The 16,389-nt window shown below is 65.4% G+C and carries 11 protein-coding genes; 7 read left to right on the top strand and 4 right to left on the bottom strand.

All coding sequences use genetic code 11. The annotated features are described in order from the left end of the window. Window positions 1-253: 253 nt before the first annotated feature. Window positions 254-970 (bottom strand): sulfate transporter family protein, encoded by a 717-nt coding sequence (locus ACT6QU_RS17510; RefSeq protein ID WP_444565542.1) that lies wholly within the window; start codon window positions 968-970, stop codon window positions 254-256. Between the two features lie 140 nt (window positions 971-1,110). Here ACT6QU_RS17510 and ACT6QU_RS17505 point away from each other — a divergent pair, with 140 nt between their 5' ends. Continuing rightward, complete coding sequence (locus tag ACT6QU_RS17505; RefSeq protein ID WP_444565541.1) at window positions 1,111-2,103, top strand: adenosine kinase; 993 nt, start codon at window positions 1,111-1,113, stop codon at window positions 2,101-2,103. Between the two features lie 30 nt (window positions 2,104-2,133). On the opposite strand, the gene ACT6QU_RS17500 is transcribed toward ACT6QU_RS17505, so the two are convergent. Further along, window positions 2,134-3,207 (bottom strand): endonuclease/exonuclease/phosphatase family protein, encoded by a 1,074-nt coding sequence (locus ACT6QU_RS17500; RefSeq protein WP_444565544.1) that lies wholly within the window; start codon window positions 3,205-3,207, stop codon window positions 2,134-2,136. A 79-nt stretch (window positions 3,208-3,286) separates the two neighbouring features. Next, window positions 3,287-5,569: an NADP-dependent malic enzyme gene (locus ACT6QU_RS17495; RefSeq protein ID WP_444565540.1), complete on the bottom strand. Its 2,283-nt coding sequence runs from the start codon at window positions 5,567-5,569 to the stop codon at window positions 3,287-3,289. Window positions 5,570-5,851: 282 nt separating this feature from the next. Here ACT6QU_RS17495 and mutS point away from each other — a divergent pair, with 282 nt between their 5' ends. The 6 genes from mutS to ACT6QU_RS17465 all read left to right on the top strand — a co-directional run bounded on the left by mutS (window position 5,852) and on the right by ACT6QU_RS17465 (window position 15,783). Further along, a complete protein-coding gene (mutS, locus tag ACT6QU_RS17490; protein ID WP_444565543.1) occupies window positions 5,852-8,500 on the top strand; it encodes a DNA mismatch repair protein MutS in 2,649 nt (882 codons plus the stop codon). 54 nt (window positions 8,501-8,554) lie between these two features. Beyond that, window positions 8,555-11,329, top strand: a complete 2,775-nt coding sequence (locus ACT6QU_RS17485) for a [protein-PII] uridylyltransferase (protein ID WP_444565539.1) — start codon at window positions 8,555-8,557, stop codon at window positions 11,327-11,329. Between the two features lie 214 nt (window positions 11,330-11,543). After that, window positions 11,544-13,142, top strand: a complete 1,599-nt coding sequence (gene murJ / locus ACT6QU_RS17480) for a murein biosynthesis integral membrane protein MurJ (RefSeq protein ID WP_444565538.1) — start codon at window positions 11,544-11,546, stop codon at window positions 13,140-13,142. Window positions 13,143-13,352: 210 nt separating this feature from the next. Next, the gene (gene trpS, locus ACT6QU_RS17475; RefSeq protein ID WP_444565537.1) at window positions 13,353-14,420 is read left to right on the top strand and encodes a tryptophan--tRNA ligase; all 1,068 of its coding nucleotides are present in this window, start codon (window positions 13,353-13,355) and stop codon (window positions 14,418-14,420) included. 66 nt (window positions 14,421-14,486) lie between these two features. Continuing rightward, window positions 14,487-14,978, top strand: a complete 492-nt coding sequence (locus ACT6QU_RS17470) for a universal stress protein (protein ID WP_444565536.1) — start codon at window positions 14,487-14,489, stop codon at window positions 14,976-14,978. 229 nt (window positions 14,979-15,207) lie between these two features. Continuing rightward, window positions 15,208-15,783, top strand: a complete 576-nt coding sequence (locus ACT6QU_RS17465) for a NifU family protein (RefSeq protein WP_444565535.1) — start codon at window positions 15,208-15,210, stop codon at window positions 15,781-15,783. A gap of 78 nt (window positions 15,784-15,861) precedes the next feature. On the opposite strand, the gene ACT6QU_RS17460 is transcribed toward ACT6QU_RS17465, so the two are convergent. Continuing rightward, window positions 15,862-16,311, bottom strand: coding sequence for a baeRF12 domain-containing protein (locus tag ACT6QU_RS17460; protein ID WP_444565534.1), 450 nt, complete (start codon window positions 16,309-16,311; stop codon window positions 15,862-15,864). Between the last annotated feature and the right edge of the window lie 78 nt (window positions 16,312-16,389).

Below are 16,389 nucleotides of genomic sequence, written 5' to 3'. Positions count from 1 at the left end.
CCACCGCCTACAACATGAAGCGCGCGCTCAAGCTCGCCTGAGGGCGCCGAAGCGCCAAAAGCAGGGCGCCGCGCCCCAGGCCACAGGCCAACCGGGTCGGGCCAAGCTGCGAAAACCGCAGACAAAACGCCTTCGTGCAGCATCAAAATGCTCGCTACACCGATTTTGCAACGATCCCCACAAGGGGGAGGGAGGGCATCCACGTAGCGCTCGACGTTCAGGCCTGGAGCCTGGTTCCCCCCTTCGCGAAAAGCTACATCTGCTCCCTCACCGAAACTGCCTTGTGCAGATGGATCATCAGTGCCGCGGCGAAGAGCGGCGTCGCCAGGTTCACGACCGGGATCGCCAAGAAGGCGGCGATCACGAGGCCGGCCATCAGCACTGTGCCGGAATGGCGGCGGCGGAGGGCTTTTGCGTCTTCCTCGGAGCGGAACCGCATGGCGGCGAATTCGAAGAATTCGCGGCCGAGCAGATAGCCGTTGACGGCGAAGAAGGCGATCAGGTTGACGCCCGGCACCAGGAGCAGCATCAGCGCCAAAAGGTTGCCGAGGATGACGATGCCGAAGAATTTCAGCGACAGGACGGCCGCGCGCACCAGCGGTACGGCGGTTCCGGGCCGGTCCTGCGGATAGTCGCGGGTCTCGACGATCTCGGCGACATCGTCGAGGAACATGCCGGCGATGATCGCCGTGATAGGGGCGATCAGCAGGGCCAAGCCGGCCGCAAGCCCGATGCCGGCGGCAACCCCTGCGAATATGCCGAACCACGACGCCCAGGCGTCGGCCCAGCCCGGCAGGTCCGGCGCCATCATCACCAGCCACGGCCAGAACAGCCATTCGAACAGGTAGCGCAGGGCGAACCAGAGCCCGATCAGGAACAGGACCGTGAGGCCGATCGATTTCCAGAAGGTCGAGCGGAATTCCGGCTCGGTCAGATTTGCGGCGGCGCGCCGCGCGGCGGTGAAGATCATGATGGCGGCGCCCCTATGCTGTTATCCGCCAAGTAGGTGGCGGACGGGCCGGCGGCAAGGCGGCAAGGCGTTTGCACTTTGGCGGCGATGCCGCTAAACGGAGCCCGTTCCCCCGACATGACGAGCGACCGGAGACCTCGATGACGCAGTATGACGTGCTTTGCATCGGCAACGCGATCGTTGACATCATTGCCCGCTGCGACGACGCCTTCCTGCGCGACAACGAGATCATCAAAGGCGCGATGAACCTGATCGACGCCGAGCGCGCCGAGCATCTTTATGCGCGCATGGGGCCGGCCATCGAGGCGTCAGGCGGCAGCGCCGGCAACACGGCGGCGGGCATCGCCAGCTTCGGCGGGCGCGCGGCCTTTTTCGGCAAGGTTTCGGCCGATCATCTCGGCACGATCTACACACACGACATTCGTGCGCAGGGCGTTGCCTTCGACACCGCGCCGCTGGCCGGCACGCCGCCGACCGCGCGGTCGATGATCTTCGTGACGCCGGATGGCGAGCGCTCGATGAACACCTATCTGGGCGCCTGCGTCGAGCTTGGGCCTGAAGACGTCGAGGCCGACAAGGCGGCGGGCGCCAAGGTCACCTATTTCGAAGGCTATCTGTGGGACCCGCCGCGCGCCAAGGAGGCAATCCGCCTGACCGCCGAGCACGCGCACAAGGCGGGCCGCGAGGTCGCGATGACGCTGTCGGATTCCTTCTGCGTCGACCGCTACCGCGACGAGTTCCTCGACCTGATGCGCTCGGGCACGGTCGACATCGTCTTTTCGAACGAGAGCGAACTGAAATCGCTCTATCAGACATCGTCCTTCGAGGCGGGGCTCGAGGCCATCGCGCAGGATTGCAAGCTTGCCATCGTCACCCGGTCGGAAAAGGGCTCGGTGGTGCTGCGCGGCGGCGAGCGGGAGATGGTCGAGGCGATCGAGATCGCCGAACTGGTGGACACGACGGGCGCCGGCGATCTCTATGCCGCCGGTTTCCTGCACGGCTACACGACGGGGCGTTCGCTTGCCGATTGCGGCAAGCTCGGCTCGCTCGCAGCGGGGCTCGTCATCCAGCAGATCGGGCCGCGGCCGATGCTGAGCCTGAAGCAGGCCGCCACAGAACGCGGACTGGCCTGACGCGCCTTGCCGGCGCGAACGGGCCGCCGGTCACTTTTCCCAATCCGTGCCGATCGCCTCCTCGTCGCGCGCACGCGCTTCCTCGACCACTTCGCGCGCCTCGGCGATGTCGTCGCCATCGGCCGCGTCCGGCTCCGATTCGGCCTTTTCCGAGCGGCAGAAGAGAAGTTCGAAACAGACTGGAAAATGGTCCGAGCCGCAGGGCTTCAGCCGCTTCATGTCGATCAGCCGGAATTCGGCCGAGTGGAACAGATGGTCGAGCGGCCAGCGAAGGAGCGGGAAGCGGGCGTCGAAGGTGGAGAAGATGCGCCGTCCGATGCGCGGGTCGAGGAGGCCCGAGATCTTGCGGAAGCGCTCGGTCGTCACCGACCAGGCGACGTCGTTGAGATCGCCGGTCACCATCACCGGCAGCTTCTCGTCCTTGACCTTGAGCGCGACCAGCGCCGTCTCGCCATCACGCCCCTCGGTGCCGCGATGGGGAACCGGCGGCTCGGGATGGATGAAATAGGCCCGAAAGCGATTGCCCTTCGGCGTGCGGATCGTCGCGATGACGGACGGCACGCCTTCGGTCAGGAGTTCGTCGATCTCGTGGCTTTCGAACGGGAATTTCGAGGCGACGATCATGCCGTAGGAATTGTCTCGGGCGGCGTCCGCGACATGGTCGTAGCGGGCGAGGAGATCGGCGACGCCCGCGCGCCAATTGTCATCGACCTCCATCAGGACGAGGATGTCCGGATCGACCGACGCGATCTCGTCGGAGAGTTCGCGATAATGCGTGTTCGACATCTTGACGTTGGAGGAGACCAAGCGAACGCGCTCGCCCTCGTCCGAGGATTGCGCGTCGGCCGTCTGCCTGCGCCAGAGGGGGGTGAAGCGGAGGATGTGCGGCGCCTGGATCGCGACGACGGCGGCGAGCGCCATCTGGATGACGCGCCAGCCCGTCTCGTCGCCGCCTACGAAGACCGAGGCGAGAAGCAGCGCTGCCGCCAGCGCCAGGAATTGCTGGCGCGGAAAATCCCCGACCCGCACGATGCCGTGCGAGAAGGGGAAAAACGGCAGGACGCTCGCCACGACGAGGAAGAGCGTCAGCGCGGCGAAGATCACGAACAAGGCGGGTCTCCCGGTCGGCGGCGTGAATTAGCAAACGACAATGCACGCCCGTCCGCCATGTTCCGCGACGCAGTCAACTTTGCGACGAATAGGCGGCGATGGCCGCCATGTTGACGATGTCGGAATCCTTGGCGTTGAGCGAGACGATCTGGACCGGCTTGTTAAGCCCGACAAGCAACGGTCCGATGACGGTGCAGCCGCCCAGCTCCTGCAGCATCTTGGTGGAGATGGAGGCGGAGTGGAAGGCCGGCATGACGAGAACGTTGGCCGGGCCCGACAGGCGGCAGAACGGATACTGCGCCATTAGCTTGGGATTGAGCGCCACGTCTGCGGCCATCTCGCCGTCATATTCAAAATCAACGCGGCGCTTGTCGAGGATCTTGACCGCCTCCTGGACGCGCTCCGAGCGCTCGCCGGGCGGATGGCCGAAGGTGGAGTAGGCCAGCATGGCGACGCGCGGCTCATAGCCCATGCGCCGCGCGAAACCGGCCGCTTCCTCGGCGATGTCGGCAAGCTCGATGGCGTTCGGCATGTCGTGGACGGCGGTGTCGGCGACGATGACGGTGCGGCCGCGGCAAAGGGCGATGGAGACGCCGATGACCCGGTGGCCCGGCCGCGCATCCATGGTCTTCTTGACGTCGTCGAGCACGGTGGAATAGTTGCGCGTGACGCCCGTCACCATGCCGTCGGCATCGCCCAGCGCGACCATGGCGGCGGCGAAATGGTTGCGGTCGTTGTTGATCATGCGCTGCGCGTCGCGGAAGAGGTAGCCCTTCCGCTGCAGGCGCTCGTAGAGATAATCGGCGTAGATGCCGTTGCGGCGCGACAGGCGCGCATTGATGATCTCGATGCCGGGCCGGTTCAGATCGACGCCGGCATTGCGCGCGGTCTCCTGCATCCGCTCCTCGCGGCCAAGCAGGATCGCGGTGCCGAGCTTCTGGTTGGCGTAGGAGACGGCGGCGCGCATGACCTGCTCCTCCTCGCCCTCGGCGAAGACGATGCGCTTGGGCTGGCGGCGCACGCGGTCGTAGATGCGCTGAAGCGTCGAGGCAATGGGGTCGCGCCGGGCGGAAAGCTCCTGCTGGTATTTTTCGAGGTTGAGGATCGGCTTGCGGGCGACGCCCGAATCCATCGCCGCGCGGGCGACGGCGGCGGGGATGGCCGAGATCAGGCGTGGGTCGAACGGCACCGGGATGATGTAGTTCGGGCCGAATTTCGGCCGCATGCCCTGATAGGCGGCGGCGACGTCGTCGGGTACGTCCTGGCGGGCGAGGTCGGCGAGCGCCTGCGCGGCTGCGACCTTCATGTCGTCATTGATGGTGGTCGCGCGGACATCCAATGCACCCCGGAAAATATAGGGGAAGCCGAGGACGTTGTTGACCTGGTTCGGATAGTCCGACCGCCCGGTCGCCATGATCGCGTCGGTGCGAATTTCGGCGACCTCCTCCGGCGTGATCTCCGGATCGGGATTGGCCATCGCGAAGATGATCGGGTTCTTCGCCATCGACTGGACCATGGCCGGCGTCAGCGCGCCCTTGGCCGAAAGGCCGAAAAAGACGTCGGCGCCATCGAGCGCCTGGGCGAGCGAGCGGGCGTCGGTCTTGACCGCATGGGCCGACTTCCATTGGTTCATGCCCTCCTCGCGCCCCTGGTAGACGACACCCTTGGTGTCGCACAGGATGACGTTCTGCGGCGCGAAGCCCATCGACTTGACGAGCTCGATGCAGGCAATGCCGGCTGCGCCCGCACCGTTGCAGACCAGCCTGGTGTTAGCCATGTCGCGGCCGGTCAGATGCAGCGCGTTGATGAGGCCGGCGACGGCGATGATGGCGGTGCCGTGCTGATCGTCATGGAAGACGGGAATGTCCATCAGTTCGCGCAGGCGCTGTTCGATGATGAAGCATTCCGGCGCCTTGATGTCTTCCAGGTTGATGCCGCCGAAGGAGGGGCCGAGGAGCTTGACGCAGTTGATGAAGGCGTCGGCGTCCTCGGTGTCGACCTCGAGGTCGATGGAATCGACATCGGCGAAGCGCTTGAAGAGGACGGCCTTGCCTTCCATGACCGGCTTGGAGGCGAGCGCGCCCAGATTGCCGAGGCCGAGGATGGCGGTGCCGTTGGAGATGACGGCGACCATGTTGCCGCGCGTCGTATAGTCGAAGGCGCGGGAGGGGTCCTCGGCGATGGCCTTGACCGGCACCGCGACGCCCGGCGAATAGGCGAGCGACAGGTCGCGCTGCGTCGCCATCGGCTTGGTCGGATTGATCTCCAGCTTGCCGGGCCGGCCCTGCGCATGGAAGTCGAGCGCTTCCTGCGGGCTGACGGAGGGACCGGACTCGGATTTCTGGTTCTTGGGCATGATGCGGAATTTCCCCCCGGGCGCGTCTTTTTGTGGAGCGTTTCGGATTAAGGCTACACTCCGCAAGCGTAAAGCGCCAAGCAGGATGAAACGGAAAAAGAGCGGGCACGGACAAGCAATGCTAATCACGCCAGGCGGCGCCCCGTCGCGCCCCCCTCTGTCCTGCCGGACATCTCCCCCGCAAGGGGGGAGATCAGTCTCGTCATTGCCGCGCGTGTTCTGCTGCCTCGCGGGGGCTCGGCCGTGTTGAGCCAGGTGCCGCAGGCCGGCGGTGGGACGCCGATGATCGAGCAGTTCATCGAGATCAAGGCGGCGAACCCGGATGCGCTCCTGTTCTATCGGATGGGCGATTTCTACGAATTGTTCTTCCACGATGCGGAGATCGCCGCGCGGGCGCTCGGCATCACGCTGACCAAGCGCGGCAAGCATCAGGGCGAGGACATTCCGATGTGCGGCGTGCCGGTGCATGCCGCCGACGACTATCTGCAGAAGCTGATCGGACAGGGCTACCGCGTCGCGGTTTGCGAGCAGGTCGAGGACCCGGCCGAGGCGAAGAAGCGCGGCTCGAAATCGGTGGTGAAGCGCGACGTGGTGCGGCTCGTCACGCCCGGCACGATCACCGAGGAAAAGCTGCTCGCGCCGAGCGAGGCGAGCTATCTGATGGCGCTGGGACGCACCAAAGGTGTCGATGAGCTGGCGCTGGCCTGGATCGACATTTCGACCGGTTCGTTCCGCGTCTGCCGCACGAATGCCGAACGGCTTTTGACCGACATCCTGCGGGTCGATCCGCGCGAACTTATCCTCGCCGACGCGGTTTTCCACGAGCCCGAACTGCGCCCGACCTTCGACGTCATCGGACGGCTCGCCAATCCGCAGCCGGCGATCCTGTTCGATTCGTCCGCCGCGACGGGGCGCATCGCGCGCTTCTACGAGGTCGCGACGCCGGACAGTTTCGGCGAGTTCAGCCGAGCCGAACTCTCGGCCATCGCAGGCGCGATCGCCTATGTGGAGAAGACGCAGATTTCCGAGCGCCCGCCGCTCGGCTTTCCCGAGCGCGAGGAAGAAGGGACGAGCCTCTTCATCGACGCGGCGACGCGGGCGAATCTCGAACTCCTGAAGACGCTGTCCGGTAGCCGCGAGGGCTCGCTCCTGAAGGCGATCGACCGGACGGTGACGGGCGGCGGCGCGCGGCTCCTCGCGGACCGGCTGATGTCGCCGCTGACCGATCCGGCGGCGATCAACGCCCGGCTCGACGGAATTTCGTTCCTGATTGCCGAGCCGCGACTTTGCGAAGGTTTGCGGACGGTGCTGAAAGGCGTGCCGGACATGCCGCGCGCGCTCTCGCGCCTTGCGCTCAACCGGGGCGGACCGCGCGACATGGGCGCGCTGCGCGCCGGGCTGGACGCCGCGCGGCAGGCGGCGGAGCTGCTGCAATCGGCGATGCTGCCGGCTGAACTGGTGGAGGCCTGCGAGGCGCTCTCCTCGCTGCCGCTGTCGCTCGCCTCGCATCTTGGCGCGGCGCTTTCCGAGGAGCTGCCGCTTTTGAAGCGCGACGGCGGTTTTGTCGCCATGGCCTATGACGGCGAACTCGACCAGATGCGGGGCTTGCGCGACGACACGCGCCGGGTGATCGCCGGCATGGAGCGCGATCTGGTCGAGGAGACCGGCATTCGTGCGCTGAAAATCCGCCACAACAACGTGCTCGGCTACTATATCGAGGTGACGGCGCAAAACAGCGGCGCGCTGACCGAGGGCGATGCGGCCAAGGCGCGCTTCATCCATCGCCAGACGATGGCGAACGCGATGCGGTTCACGACGACCGAGCTCGCCGAACTCGAAACCAAGATCGCCAATGCCGCCGACCGGGCGCTGCAGATCGAGCTTGAAATCTTCGACCGGCTGCTCGAAGAGATCGTCGGTCACGCGGATGCGCTGCGCAAGGGCGCAGGCGCGCTGGCGGCGCTCGATGTCGCGACGTCGCTCGCCGTGCTGGCAGAGCAGGAGAATTATGCGCGACCGCAGGTCGATGACGGCCTGGCCTTCGCGATCGAGGGTGGGCGGCATCCGGTGGTCGAGCAGGCGCTGCGGCGGCAGATCGCCGATCCGTTCGTGGCGAACGACTGCGATCTTTCGCCCGTCGATGGCGAGAAGCGTGGCGCGATCTGGCTCCTGACCGGGCCGAACATGGGCGGTAAATCGACCTTCCTGCGCCAGAACGCGCTGATCGCGATCCTGGCCCAGATGGGATCGTTCGTGCCGGCGCGAAAGGCGCATATCGGCGTCGTCGACCGGCTCTTTTCCCGTGTCGGTGCATCGGACGATCTTGCGCGGGGGCGCTCGACCTTTATGGTCGAGATGGTCGAGACGGCGGCGATACTCAACCAGGCGGGCGAGCGGGCGCTGGTGATCCTCGACGAGATCGGGCGCGGCACCTCGACCTTCGACGGCCTGTCGATCGCCTGGGCGGCGGTCGAGTATCTGCACGAGAAGAACGGCTGCCGGGCGATCTTCGCCACCCACTTCCACGAAATGACGGCGCTGTCGGGAAAGCTGGCGCGCCTCGCCAACGTCACCATGAAGGTGAAGGAGTGGGAGGGCGACGTGGTCTTCCTGCACGAGGTCGGCAAGGGCGCGGCGGACCGCTCCTATGGCGTTCAGGTGGCAAAGCTCGCCGGCCTGCCGGATGCGGTCGTCGCGCGGGCGCGGGCGGTGCTCGGACAACTCGAGGAAGGCGAGACGAGCGGCAAGGCGGCCAAGCTCGTCGACGATCTGCCGCTGTTTTCCGTCGCTGCAAGGCGCGCCGAGCCGAAGCCGTTGGCGAGTGACGGACTGGCGGAGGAACTGGCCGCGATCCGGCCCGACGATTTGACCCCGCGCGAGGCGCTGGAAGCGCTCTACCGGCTGAAGGAGCGGGCGGGCAAGCGGCTGTAGCGGGGTCGCGCGAAACGGGGTAGAAGTGCACCGCACAATGAACGAGCCTGCCCGATGGCCAAGATTCCCCTGAGACTGGACGAGATCGTCGACGCCGCGAAACTGCGCCGCGACATGGCCGCGCTCGTAGGGGCGGACGGCGTCGAGCGCGCGCGCAAGGACGTCGTCCAGCTTTTCAAGGACCGGATGGCGCAAGGGCGCGCGGCGGCCGAGGCGATGCTGATGGAGGATGGCGGCGGGACCGCCTGCGCCGAGCGCCTGTCGCACCTCATGGACGAGATCATCCGCGCCCTCTACGATTTCGCGGTCGCCCATGTGCATCGCCCGAAGAACGCGGCCGAGCGCATGGCGGTGATCGCCGTCGGCGGCTACGGGCGCGGCACGCTGGCGCCTGGATCGGACATCGACCTTCTCTTCCTGCTGCCGGCCAAGCAGACGCCGTGGGCCGAGAAGGTGGCGGAATACATTCTCTACATGCTCTGGGATCTCGGCCTGAAGGTCGGCCACGCGACGCGCAACACCGACGAGTGCATGCGTCTTTCGCGCACCGACGTGACGATCAGGACCTCGATCCTCGAGGCGCGGTATGTGTGGGGCGACGAGGCGCTTTTCGACGGGCTGGTGGAGCGCTTCGACGAGGAGGTCGTCAAGGATACCGGCGCCGAATATGTGCAGGCCAAGCTTGCCGAACGCGATGAGCGCCACGCCAAGGGCGGCGACACGCGCTATCTCGTCGAGCCCAACGTCAAGGAAGGCAAGGGCGGCTTGCGCGACCTTCACACGCTGTTCTGGATCGGCAAGTATTTCTACCGCGTGCGCACCGCCGAGGAACTGGTCGGCAAGGGCGTCTTCACGCGGCGCGAATATCTGGAATTCCGCAAGGCGGAGGATTTCCTCTGGGCCGTGCGCTGCCACATGCATTTCCTGACCGGGCGGGCCGAGGAGCGGCTGCATTTCGACATCCTGCGCGAGATCGCCGAGCGGCTCGGCTACACCAGCCATCCGGGGCTTTCGGCCGTCGAGCGCTTCATGAAGCACTACTTCCTGATGGCGAAGACGGTGGGCGATCTGACGCGCATCTTCTGCGCCGCGCTGGAAGAGGAACAGGCCAAGCACGTTCCCGGCTTCAACCGGATCTTCCTCAACTTCTCGCGCCGGCGCCGAAAGCTTGCGGGAACGAGCGATTTCGTCACCGACAACCACCGCATCAACGTCATCGACCCGGACGTGTTCGTGCGCGATCCGGTGAACCTGATCCGCCTGTTCTGGCTCGCCGACAGGCACGGACTGGAGTATCACCCCGAGGCGCTGAAGCTCGTCACGCGCTCGCTCAAGCTGATCGACCGGAATTTGCGCCGCGACGAGGAGGCGAACCGCCTCTTCATGGACATCCTGACGTCGAGCCGAAATCCGGAGCTGAATTTGCGCCGGATGAACGAGGCCGGCGTGCTCGGCAAGCTCATCCCCGAATTCCGCAAGATCGTGGCGATGATGCAGTTCAACATGTACCACCACTACACGGTCGACGAGCATCTGATCCGTTGCATCGGCGTGTTGTCGGAGATCGAGCGCGGCGACGGGGCGGACATTCATCCGCTGTCGCACGCGCTCATCCCCGACCTGAAGCGCCGGCGCGAAGTGCTCTATGCCGCGGTGCTGCTGCACGACATTGCCAAGGGCCGGCCGGAGGACCATTCGACGGCAGGCGCGCGCATTGCGCGGCGGCTCTGCCCGCATATGGGCTTTTCCGCCGCCGATACCGAGACGATCGCCTGGCTGGTGGAGAACCACCTCGTCATGTCGATGACGGCGCAGACGCGCGATCTGAACGACCGCAAAACCATCCAGGATTTCGGCGACGTGGTGCAGTCGGTCGAAAGGCTGAAGCTGCTGTTGATCCTGACCGTCTGCGACATTCGCGGCGTCGGGCCGGGCGTGTGGAACGGCTGGAAGGGCCAGCTTCTGCGCACGCTCTACTACGAGACCGAGCTTTTGCTGACCGGCGGCTTCTCCGAGGTCTCACGGGCCAAGCGGGCCGAGATCGCGCGCGGGCAATTGGCCGATGCGCTCACCGACTGGTCGCCGGAGGAAGGGCGCCGCTACGTGGCGCTTCACTATGACAACTACCTCTTGACGGTCGACCTGAAGGATCAGCTCCGCCACGCCGCCTTCCTGCGCGAGATCGACATTGACGGGCGCAAGCTGGCGACTGCGGTGAAGACGCATGAATTCGAGGCGGTGACGGAGATTACCATCCTGTCGCCCGATCATCCGCGCCTGCTGTCCGTGATCGCGGGTGCCTGCGCGGCGGCGGGCGCGAATATCGTCGACGCGCAGATCTTCACGACGACGGACGGGCGCGCGCTCGACACGATCCTGATCTCACGCGAATTCGACCGCGACGAGGACGAGCTGCGCCGCGCAAAGCGCGTCGGCGGGCTGATCGAGGACGTTTTGTCGGGCAAGAGCTGGCTGCCGGAAATCATCGAGAAACGAGCCAAGGCAAAGAGGGGGTCGAAGACCTTCCGGCTGGAGCCGCGCGCCGACGTGCGCAACACCTTGTCCAATCGCTTCTCGGTCATCGAGGTGAAGTGCCTCGACCGGCCCGGCCTCCTGTCGGGCATTACAGGTGCGATTTCGGATCTGTCGCTCGACATCGCCTCGGCGCACATCACCACCTTCGGCGAGAAGGTGATCGATACGTTCTACGTCACCGATTTGACCGGCGCGAAGATCGAGAACCCGACGCGGCTCGCGACGATCCGCAAACGGCTGATCGAGACGCTCGGCGGCGAGACAGCGGATCATCCGAAACAGGCGGCCGAATAGTGGGCGTGGGGCGGGTCGAGATGGTACGGAAGGGTGTCGGGGGTCTTGCGACGTCACGGCATGGGTCCCTGATAGCCTGTCCCCGCTGCGCAGGGACAGGCTTCCGGGATGACGCCAAGCTGGATGACGGCGTCATCCCGGAAGGCAAATGCCGCGCAGCGGCGCTTGCCTATCCGGGACCCATTCCGTTCTCCCCCCCGAAAGCACTCCCCGTATGAGTCTCGTGCGCAAATTCGCGACTGTCGCGTCGGGAACGATGGCGAGCCGGGTGCTCGGCTTTACGCGCGAGATGCTGATGGCGGCGGCGCTTGGGACGGGGCCGATCGCCGACGCCTTTTATGCCGCTTTCCAGTTTCCGAACACGTTTCGCCGGCTTTTTGCCGAGGGCGCGTTCAACGCCGCCTTCGTGCCGCTCTTCGCCAAGGAGATCGAGGCGAACGGCATGAACGGCGCGCGGCGCTTTGCGGAGGAAGTTTTCGGCGTCCTCTTTTCGGCGCTGATCGTGCTGACGATCTTGATGCAGCTTTCGATGCCGCTCCTGGTCTCGACGATCATCGCGCCGGGTTTCACCGGCGATCCGGAAAAGTTCGACCTGACGGTGAACCTCGCCTGGATCATGTTCCCCTATCTGATGTGCATGTCGCTCGGGGCGATGATGGCGGGGATGCTGAACTCGCTGCGCCGCTATTTCGCGGCGGCGATCGCGCCCGTCTTTCTGAACATCATCCTGATCGGGGTGCTCGCCTTTGCCTGGTGGCAGGGTCATGACGGGCGCGAGGTCGGGTACGGGCTTGCCTGGGGCGTGCTGGCGTCGGGCCTCGTGCAGCTCGCCATCGTCTGGGCGGCGGTGCGCCATGCCGGCATTTCGGTCGGCTTCAAGCGGCCGCGCATGACGCCCAACGTCAAGCGCCTGCTCTGGCTCGCCTTTCCGGCGGCGATCACCGGCGGCATCACGCAGATCAACACGCTGGTCGGCACGGCCATCGCATCGACCCAGGCCTCGGCCGTCGCCTCGCTTGCCATGGCCGACCGGGTCTACCAATTGCCGCTTGGCGTCGTCGGCATCGCGGTCGCGATCGTTCTCCTGCCCGAGCTCGCGCGCGCGCTGAAGGCCGGCAACGACCGGGAGGCGGCGAATTTGCAGAACCGCTCGGTCGAGTTCTCCCTGTTCCTGACGCTGCCGGCAGCGGTTGCGCTCTTCGTCATCGCCGAGCCGATCATCCGCGTCCTTTACGAGCGCGGGCAGTTCGCCGAGATGAACGCGACGCCGATGGTCGCCGCCATCCTCGCCATCTTCGGGCTGGGGCTGCCAGCCTACGTGCTGATCCAGGCGTTCCGGCCGGGCTTCTTCGCTCGCGAGGACACGCGCACGCCGATGATCTTTGCCGCGGTCTCGGTGGTGACCAACATTTCGCTGGCGCTCTATCTCCTGCCGCGCATGGGCGCGCCGGGCATCGCCGTGGCCTCGGCCGTCTCGGCCTGGATCAACGCGGCGCTGCTTTTGGGAACGCTGGTGAAACGCGGCCATTGGGGCACCGATCGGACGCTGGTGAAACGCTTGCCGCGTCTGGTGGCGGCGGCGGTTCTCATGGGCGTCGCGCTCTGGTTCGCCGCCGACTGGCTGTCGCCCTGGCTGCAGCCCTCGTCTTCGCTCGTCGAGCAAATTCTGGCGCTGGGCGCGCTATGCGGCGGTGGCGGGGCGCTCTATTTCGCGCTCGCCTTCGCCACCGGCGGCGCCGATATCGCGACCGTGAAGCGCGCGATATGGCGCGGGCCGAGGACGCCCGAGCCCGACACCTTGAACCCGAAGTAACGCCGGGCTATCAGCCCGCCCAGGGTGCATTGATATTCAGGCCTGAGCGGCCTGCAAATGCCAGCTTTCTGCGCTTCCGGTGCTCATGTACCAAATGTACATTCCGCTCCGGTTCTCGAAATCTGCCATTTTCGGCTCGCGCAGACCTGAATATCAATGCACCCTAATTCTTTCCTGCCAGATCGGCCCTCCACCAGCCTTGGAAAATCCATGACCGACTTCAAGCCTCTCGTCTTTTCCGGCGTTCAGCCGACCGGCAATCTGCATCTCGGCAACTATCTCGGCGCACTGACGAAATTCGTCGCGCTGCAGGACAGCCATGACTGCATCTATTGCGTGGTCGACATGCACTCGATCACGGCGCAGCTCGTCCATGCCGACCTTGCCGAGCAGACGCGCTCGATCACGGCGGCGTTTCTCGCCTCGGGCATCGATCCGAAGAAGCACATCGTCTTCAATCAGAGCCGGGTCATGCAGCATGCCGAACTCGCCTGGGTGTTCAACTGCGTTGCGCGCATCGGCTGGATGAACCGGATGACGCAGTTCAAGGACAAGGCCGGCAAGGACCGCGAGAACGCCTCGCTCGGCCTCCTCGCCTATCCGAGCCTGATGGCGGCCGACATTCTCGTCTATCGCGCGACGCATGTGCCCGTGGGCGACGACCAGAAGCAGCATCTGGAACTGACGCGCGACATCGCGACCAAGTTCAACAACGACTTTTCCGCGCGGATTGCCGATCTGGGCGTCGGCGTGGAGATGATGAGCGGCGACGAGAAGGTCAACTGCTTTTTCCCGCTGACCGAGCCGCTGATCGAGGGCCCGGCGACGCGCGTCATGAGCCTTCGCGACGGTACCAAGAAGATGTCGAAATCCGACCCGTCGGACCTCTCGCGCATCAATCTGACCGACGATGCCGACACGATCTCGAAGAAGATCCGCAAGGCGAAGACCGACCCGGATGCGCTGCCGGGCGAGGTGGAAGGACTGAAGGGACGGCCGGAAGCCGAAAACCTCGTCGGCATCTATGCCGCGCTCGCCGGAACGACGCGCGAGACGGTGATCGCCGATTTCGGCGGCCAGCAATTCTCGGCCTTCAAGCCAGCGCTCGCCGATCTCGCGGTCGAGAAGCTGGCGCCGATCTCGGCCGAGATGCGCCGCATTTCGGACGATCGCGCCTATGTCGACGGTGTGCTGCGCGACGGCGGCGAACGGGCCGGTGCGCTCGCCGAGGCCACGATGAAGGATGTGCGCAAGATCATCGGCTTTCTCGATAGCTGACGCATCCAGCTTGCCGGTGCTGCGGCCGGCTGGCAGATTGCACGCGACTCACACCCGGGAGCCGACATGGTATCCAAACGCCTCAGCCGCGAAGCCGGCCACCGCCGCAAGTTCCTGGCGATCGTCGACGACACGCCCGAATGCGAGCGGGCGATCGCCTATGCCGCGCGGCGCGCGCAGACGACCGGGGGGGCATTGCTGCTGCTGTTCGTCATCGAGCCCGGCGAAGTCCAGCACTGGCTCGGCGTCGAGCAGATCATGCGCGAGGAAGCGCAGGCAACCGCCAGTTCGGCCCTCGACACGCAGGCGAACAAGGTGCGCCAAGACCTCGGGCTTGAGCCCGAACTCGTCATCCGCGAAGGCAAGGCGGCCGACGAAATCCACGCATTGATCGAGGAAGACCAGGATATCGCGATTCTCGTACTGGCCGCCTCCAACGCGAAGGAGGGGCCGGGCCCGCTGGTCGCCTCGATCGCCGGCAAGGGCGCGGCCTTCCCGATCCCCGTCACGGTCGTCCCGAGTTCACTCTCCGATGAAGACATCGAGGCCATAGCTTGATTTTCGCACCAGAGCGGCCTGCAAATGGCGGCTCTGTGCGCTTCCGGTGCTCACGTACTGATGTACGCTCCGCTCCGGTTCTCCAGAGCCATCATTTTCGGCACGCTCTGGCCCGAAAATGCGCTACCCTGCGCCGCAAAATTTGCCAGCGCAGACGATGTTGCAATCGCCTGTGTGAACCTCTATTTTTAGAATAATTCCAGAATTATGCGATAGCGGAGACCCGGTCATGTTCATCCAGACGGAAGCCACACCCAATCCGGCGACCCTGAAATTCCTGCCGGGCAAGGTCGTGCTCGAAGAGGGCACCGCCGATTTCCGCGATGCGGGCAGCGCCGCCGAGGCTTCGCCGCTTGCCGGCCGGCTGTTCGAGGTGCCGGGAGTTACCGGCGTCTTCTTCGGCTACGACTTCATCACCGTCTCCAAGGACGGCGCCGACTGGCAGCATCTGAAGCCCGCCATCCTCGGCACGATCATGGAGCACTTCATGTCCGGCCAGCCGGTCATGGCGACGGGCTCGCAGGCGCGCGCCGACGAGGCGGCCGAGGGCGAGGAATTCTACGATGCGGCCGACGAGGAAATCGTCGTCACCATCAAGGAACTGCTCGACACCCGCGTGCGGCCTGCCGTCGCGCAGGACGGCGGCGACATCACCTTCCGCGGCTACGAGAACGGCACCGTCTTCCTTCACATGAAAGGCGCCTGCGCCGGCTGCCCTTCTTCGACGGCGACGCTGAAGCACGGCATCCAGAACCTGCTTCGCCATTTCGTGCCGGAAGTGCAGCAGGTCGAACAGGTCGTCTGAACGGACTTCCCGAGCGCCGACACCACGATACAGAAAGCCCGCGACACGAACGTGCCGCGGGCTTTTTCGCGAGGCGGGTCAGGCCGCCGCGAGGTGCTTTTCGATTTCGTCGACCGGATGGTTGGTCAGCGTCTTGGGCACTTCGGCGATGATGCGGTCCGACACTTCCTTGTGGAATTCCTTGCGCATGTCGCCCAGAACCGTCGGCGGGGCGACGACGATCAGCTTCTTGAACTGCTGGCGATGGGCGAGCTTGTAGAGACGTTCGGCAATCTCCGCCGCGAACCGCTCCTTTTCGATGCGATGCCAGTCCGTCTCCTGAACGGCAGAGCGGTGGTTGGGGCCCGCGTCGGGCATGCGGCCCGGGCGGTCGGTGCCCTGCTCGCGGGTCGGCGGGTTGTCGTCGTTCATCTGCCGGAAGACCTGCAGATTGGGATAGAGCGCATCGCCCTCGTTGCGCAGAAACAGGGCCTTTTCGCCATCGGCGACGATGACCCAGGCGTCGTGTTCGATCTTGAGACCGGTCATGAAACTCTCCTTTCGGGCTGGTTTCATCAACCGAACGCGACACGGCGACCCGACGTTCCTGCCCATGTCATGGGAATA

The organism is Aliihoeflea sp. (genome assembly GCF_052435475.1).
Classification (GTDB): domain Bacteria; phylum Pseudomonadota; class Alphaproteobacteria; order Rhizobiales; family Rhizobiaceae; genus Aliihoeflea.
Note: the sequence above shows the minus strand (reverse complement) of the source record. Positions and strands in the feature narration are given on the sequence as shown.

Coding starts and splice junctions, on each gene's coding strand:
- trpS (WP_444565537.1), top strand. CDS start 13,353: ATGACCGACTTCAAGCCTCTCGTCTTTTCCGGCGTTCAGCCGACCGGC.
- ACT6QU_RS17510 (WP_444565542.1), bottom strand. CDS start 970: ATGATCTTCACCGCCGCGCGGCGCGCCGCCGCAAATCTGACCGAGCCG.
- ACT6QU_RS17495 (WP_444565540.1), bottom strand. CDS start 5,569: ATGCCCAAGAACCAGAAATCCGAGTCCGGTCCCTCCGTCAGCCCGCAG.
- ACT6QU_RS17485 (WP_444565539.1), top strand. CDS start 8,555: ATGGCCAAGATTCCCCTGAGACTGGACGAGATCGTCGACGCCGCGAAA.
- ACT6QU_RS17460 (WP_444565534.1), bottom strand. CDS start 16,311: ATGACCGGTCTCAAGATCGAACACGACGCCTGGGTCATCGTCGCCGAT.
- murJ (WP_444565538.1), top strand. CDS start 11,544: ATGAGTCTCGTGCGCAAATTCGCGACTGTCGCGTCGGGAACGATGGCG.
- ACT6QU_RS17505 (WP_444565541.1), top strand. CDS start 1,111: ATGACGCAGTATGACGTGCTTTGCATCGGCAACGCGATCGTTGACATC.
- mutS (WP_444565543.1), top strand. CDS start 5,852: ATGATCGAGCAGTTCATCGAGATCAAGGCGGCGAACCCGGATGCGCTC.
- ACT6QU_RS17465 (WP_444565535.1), top strand. CDS start 15,208: ATGTTCATCCAGACGGAAGCCACACCCAATCCGGCGACCCTGAAATTC.
- ACT6QU_RS17470 (WP_444565536.1), top strand. CDS start 14,487: ATGGTATCCAAACGCCTCAGCCGCGAAGCCGGCCACCGCCGCAAGTTC.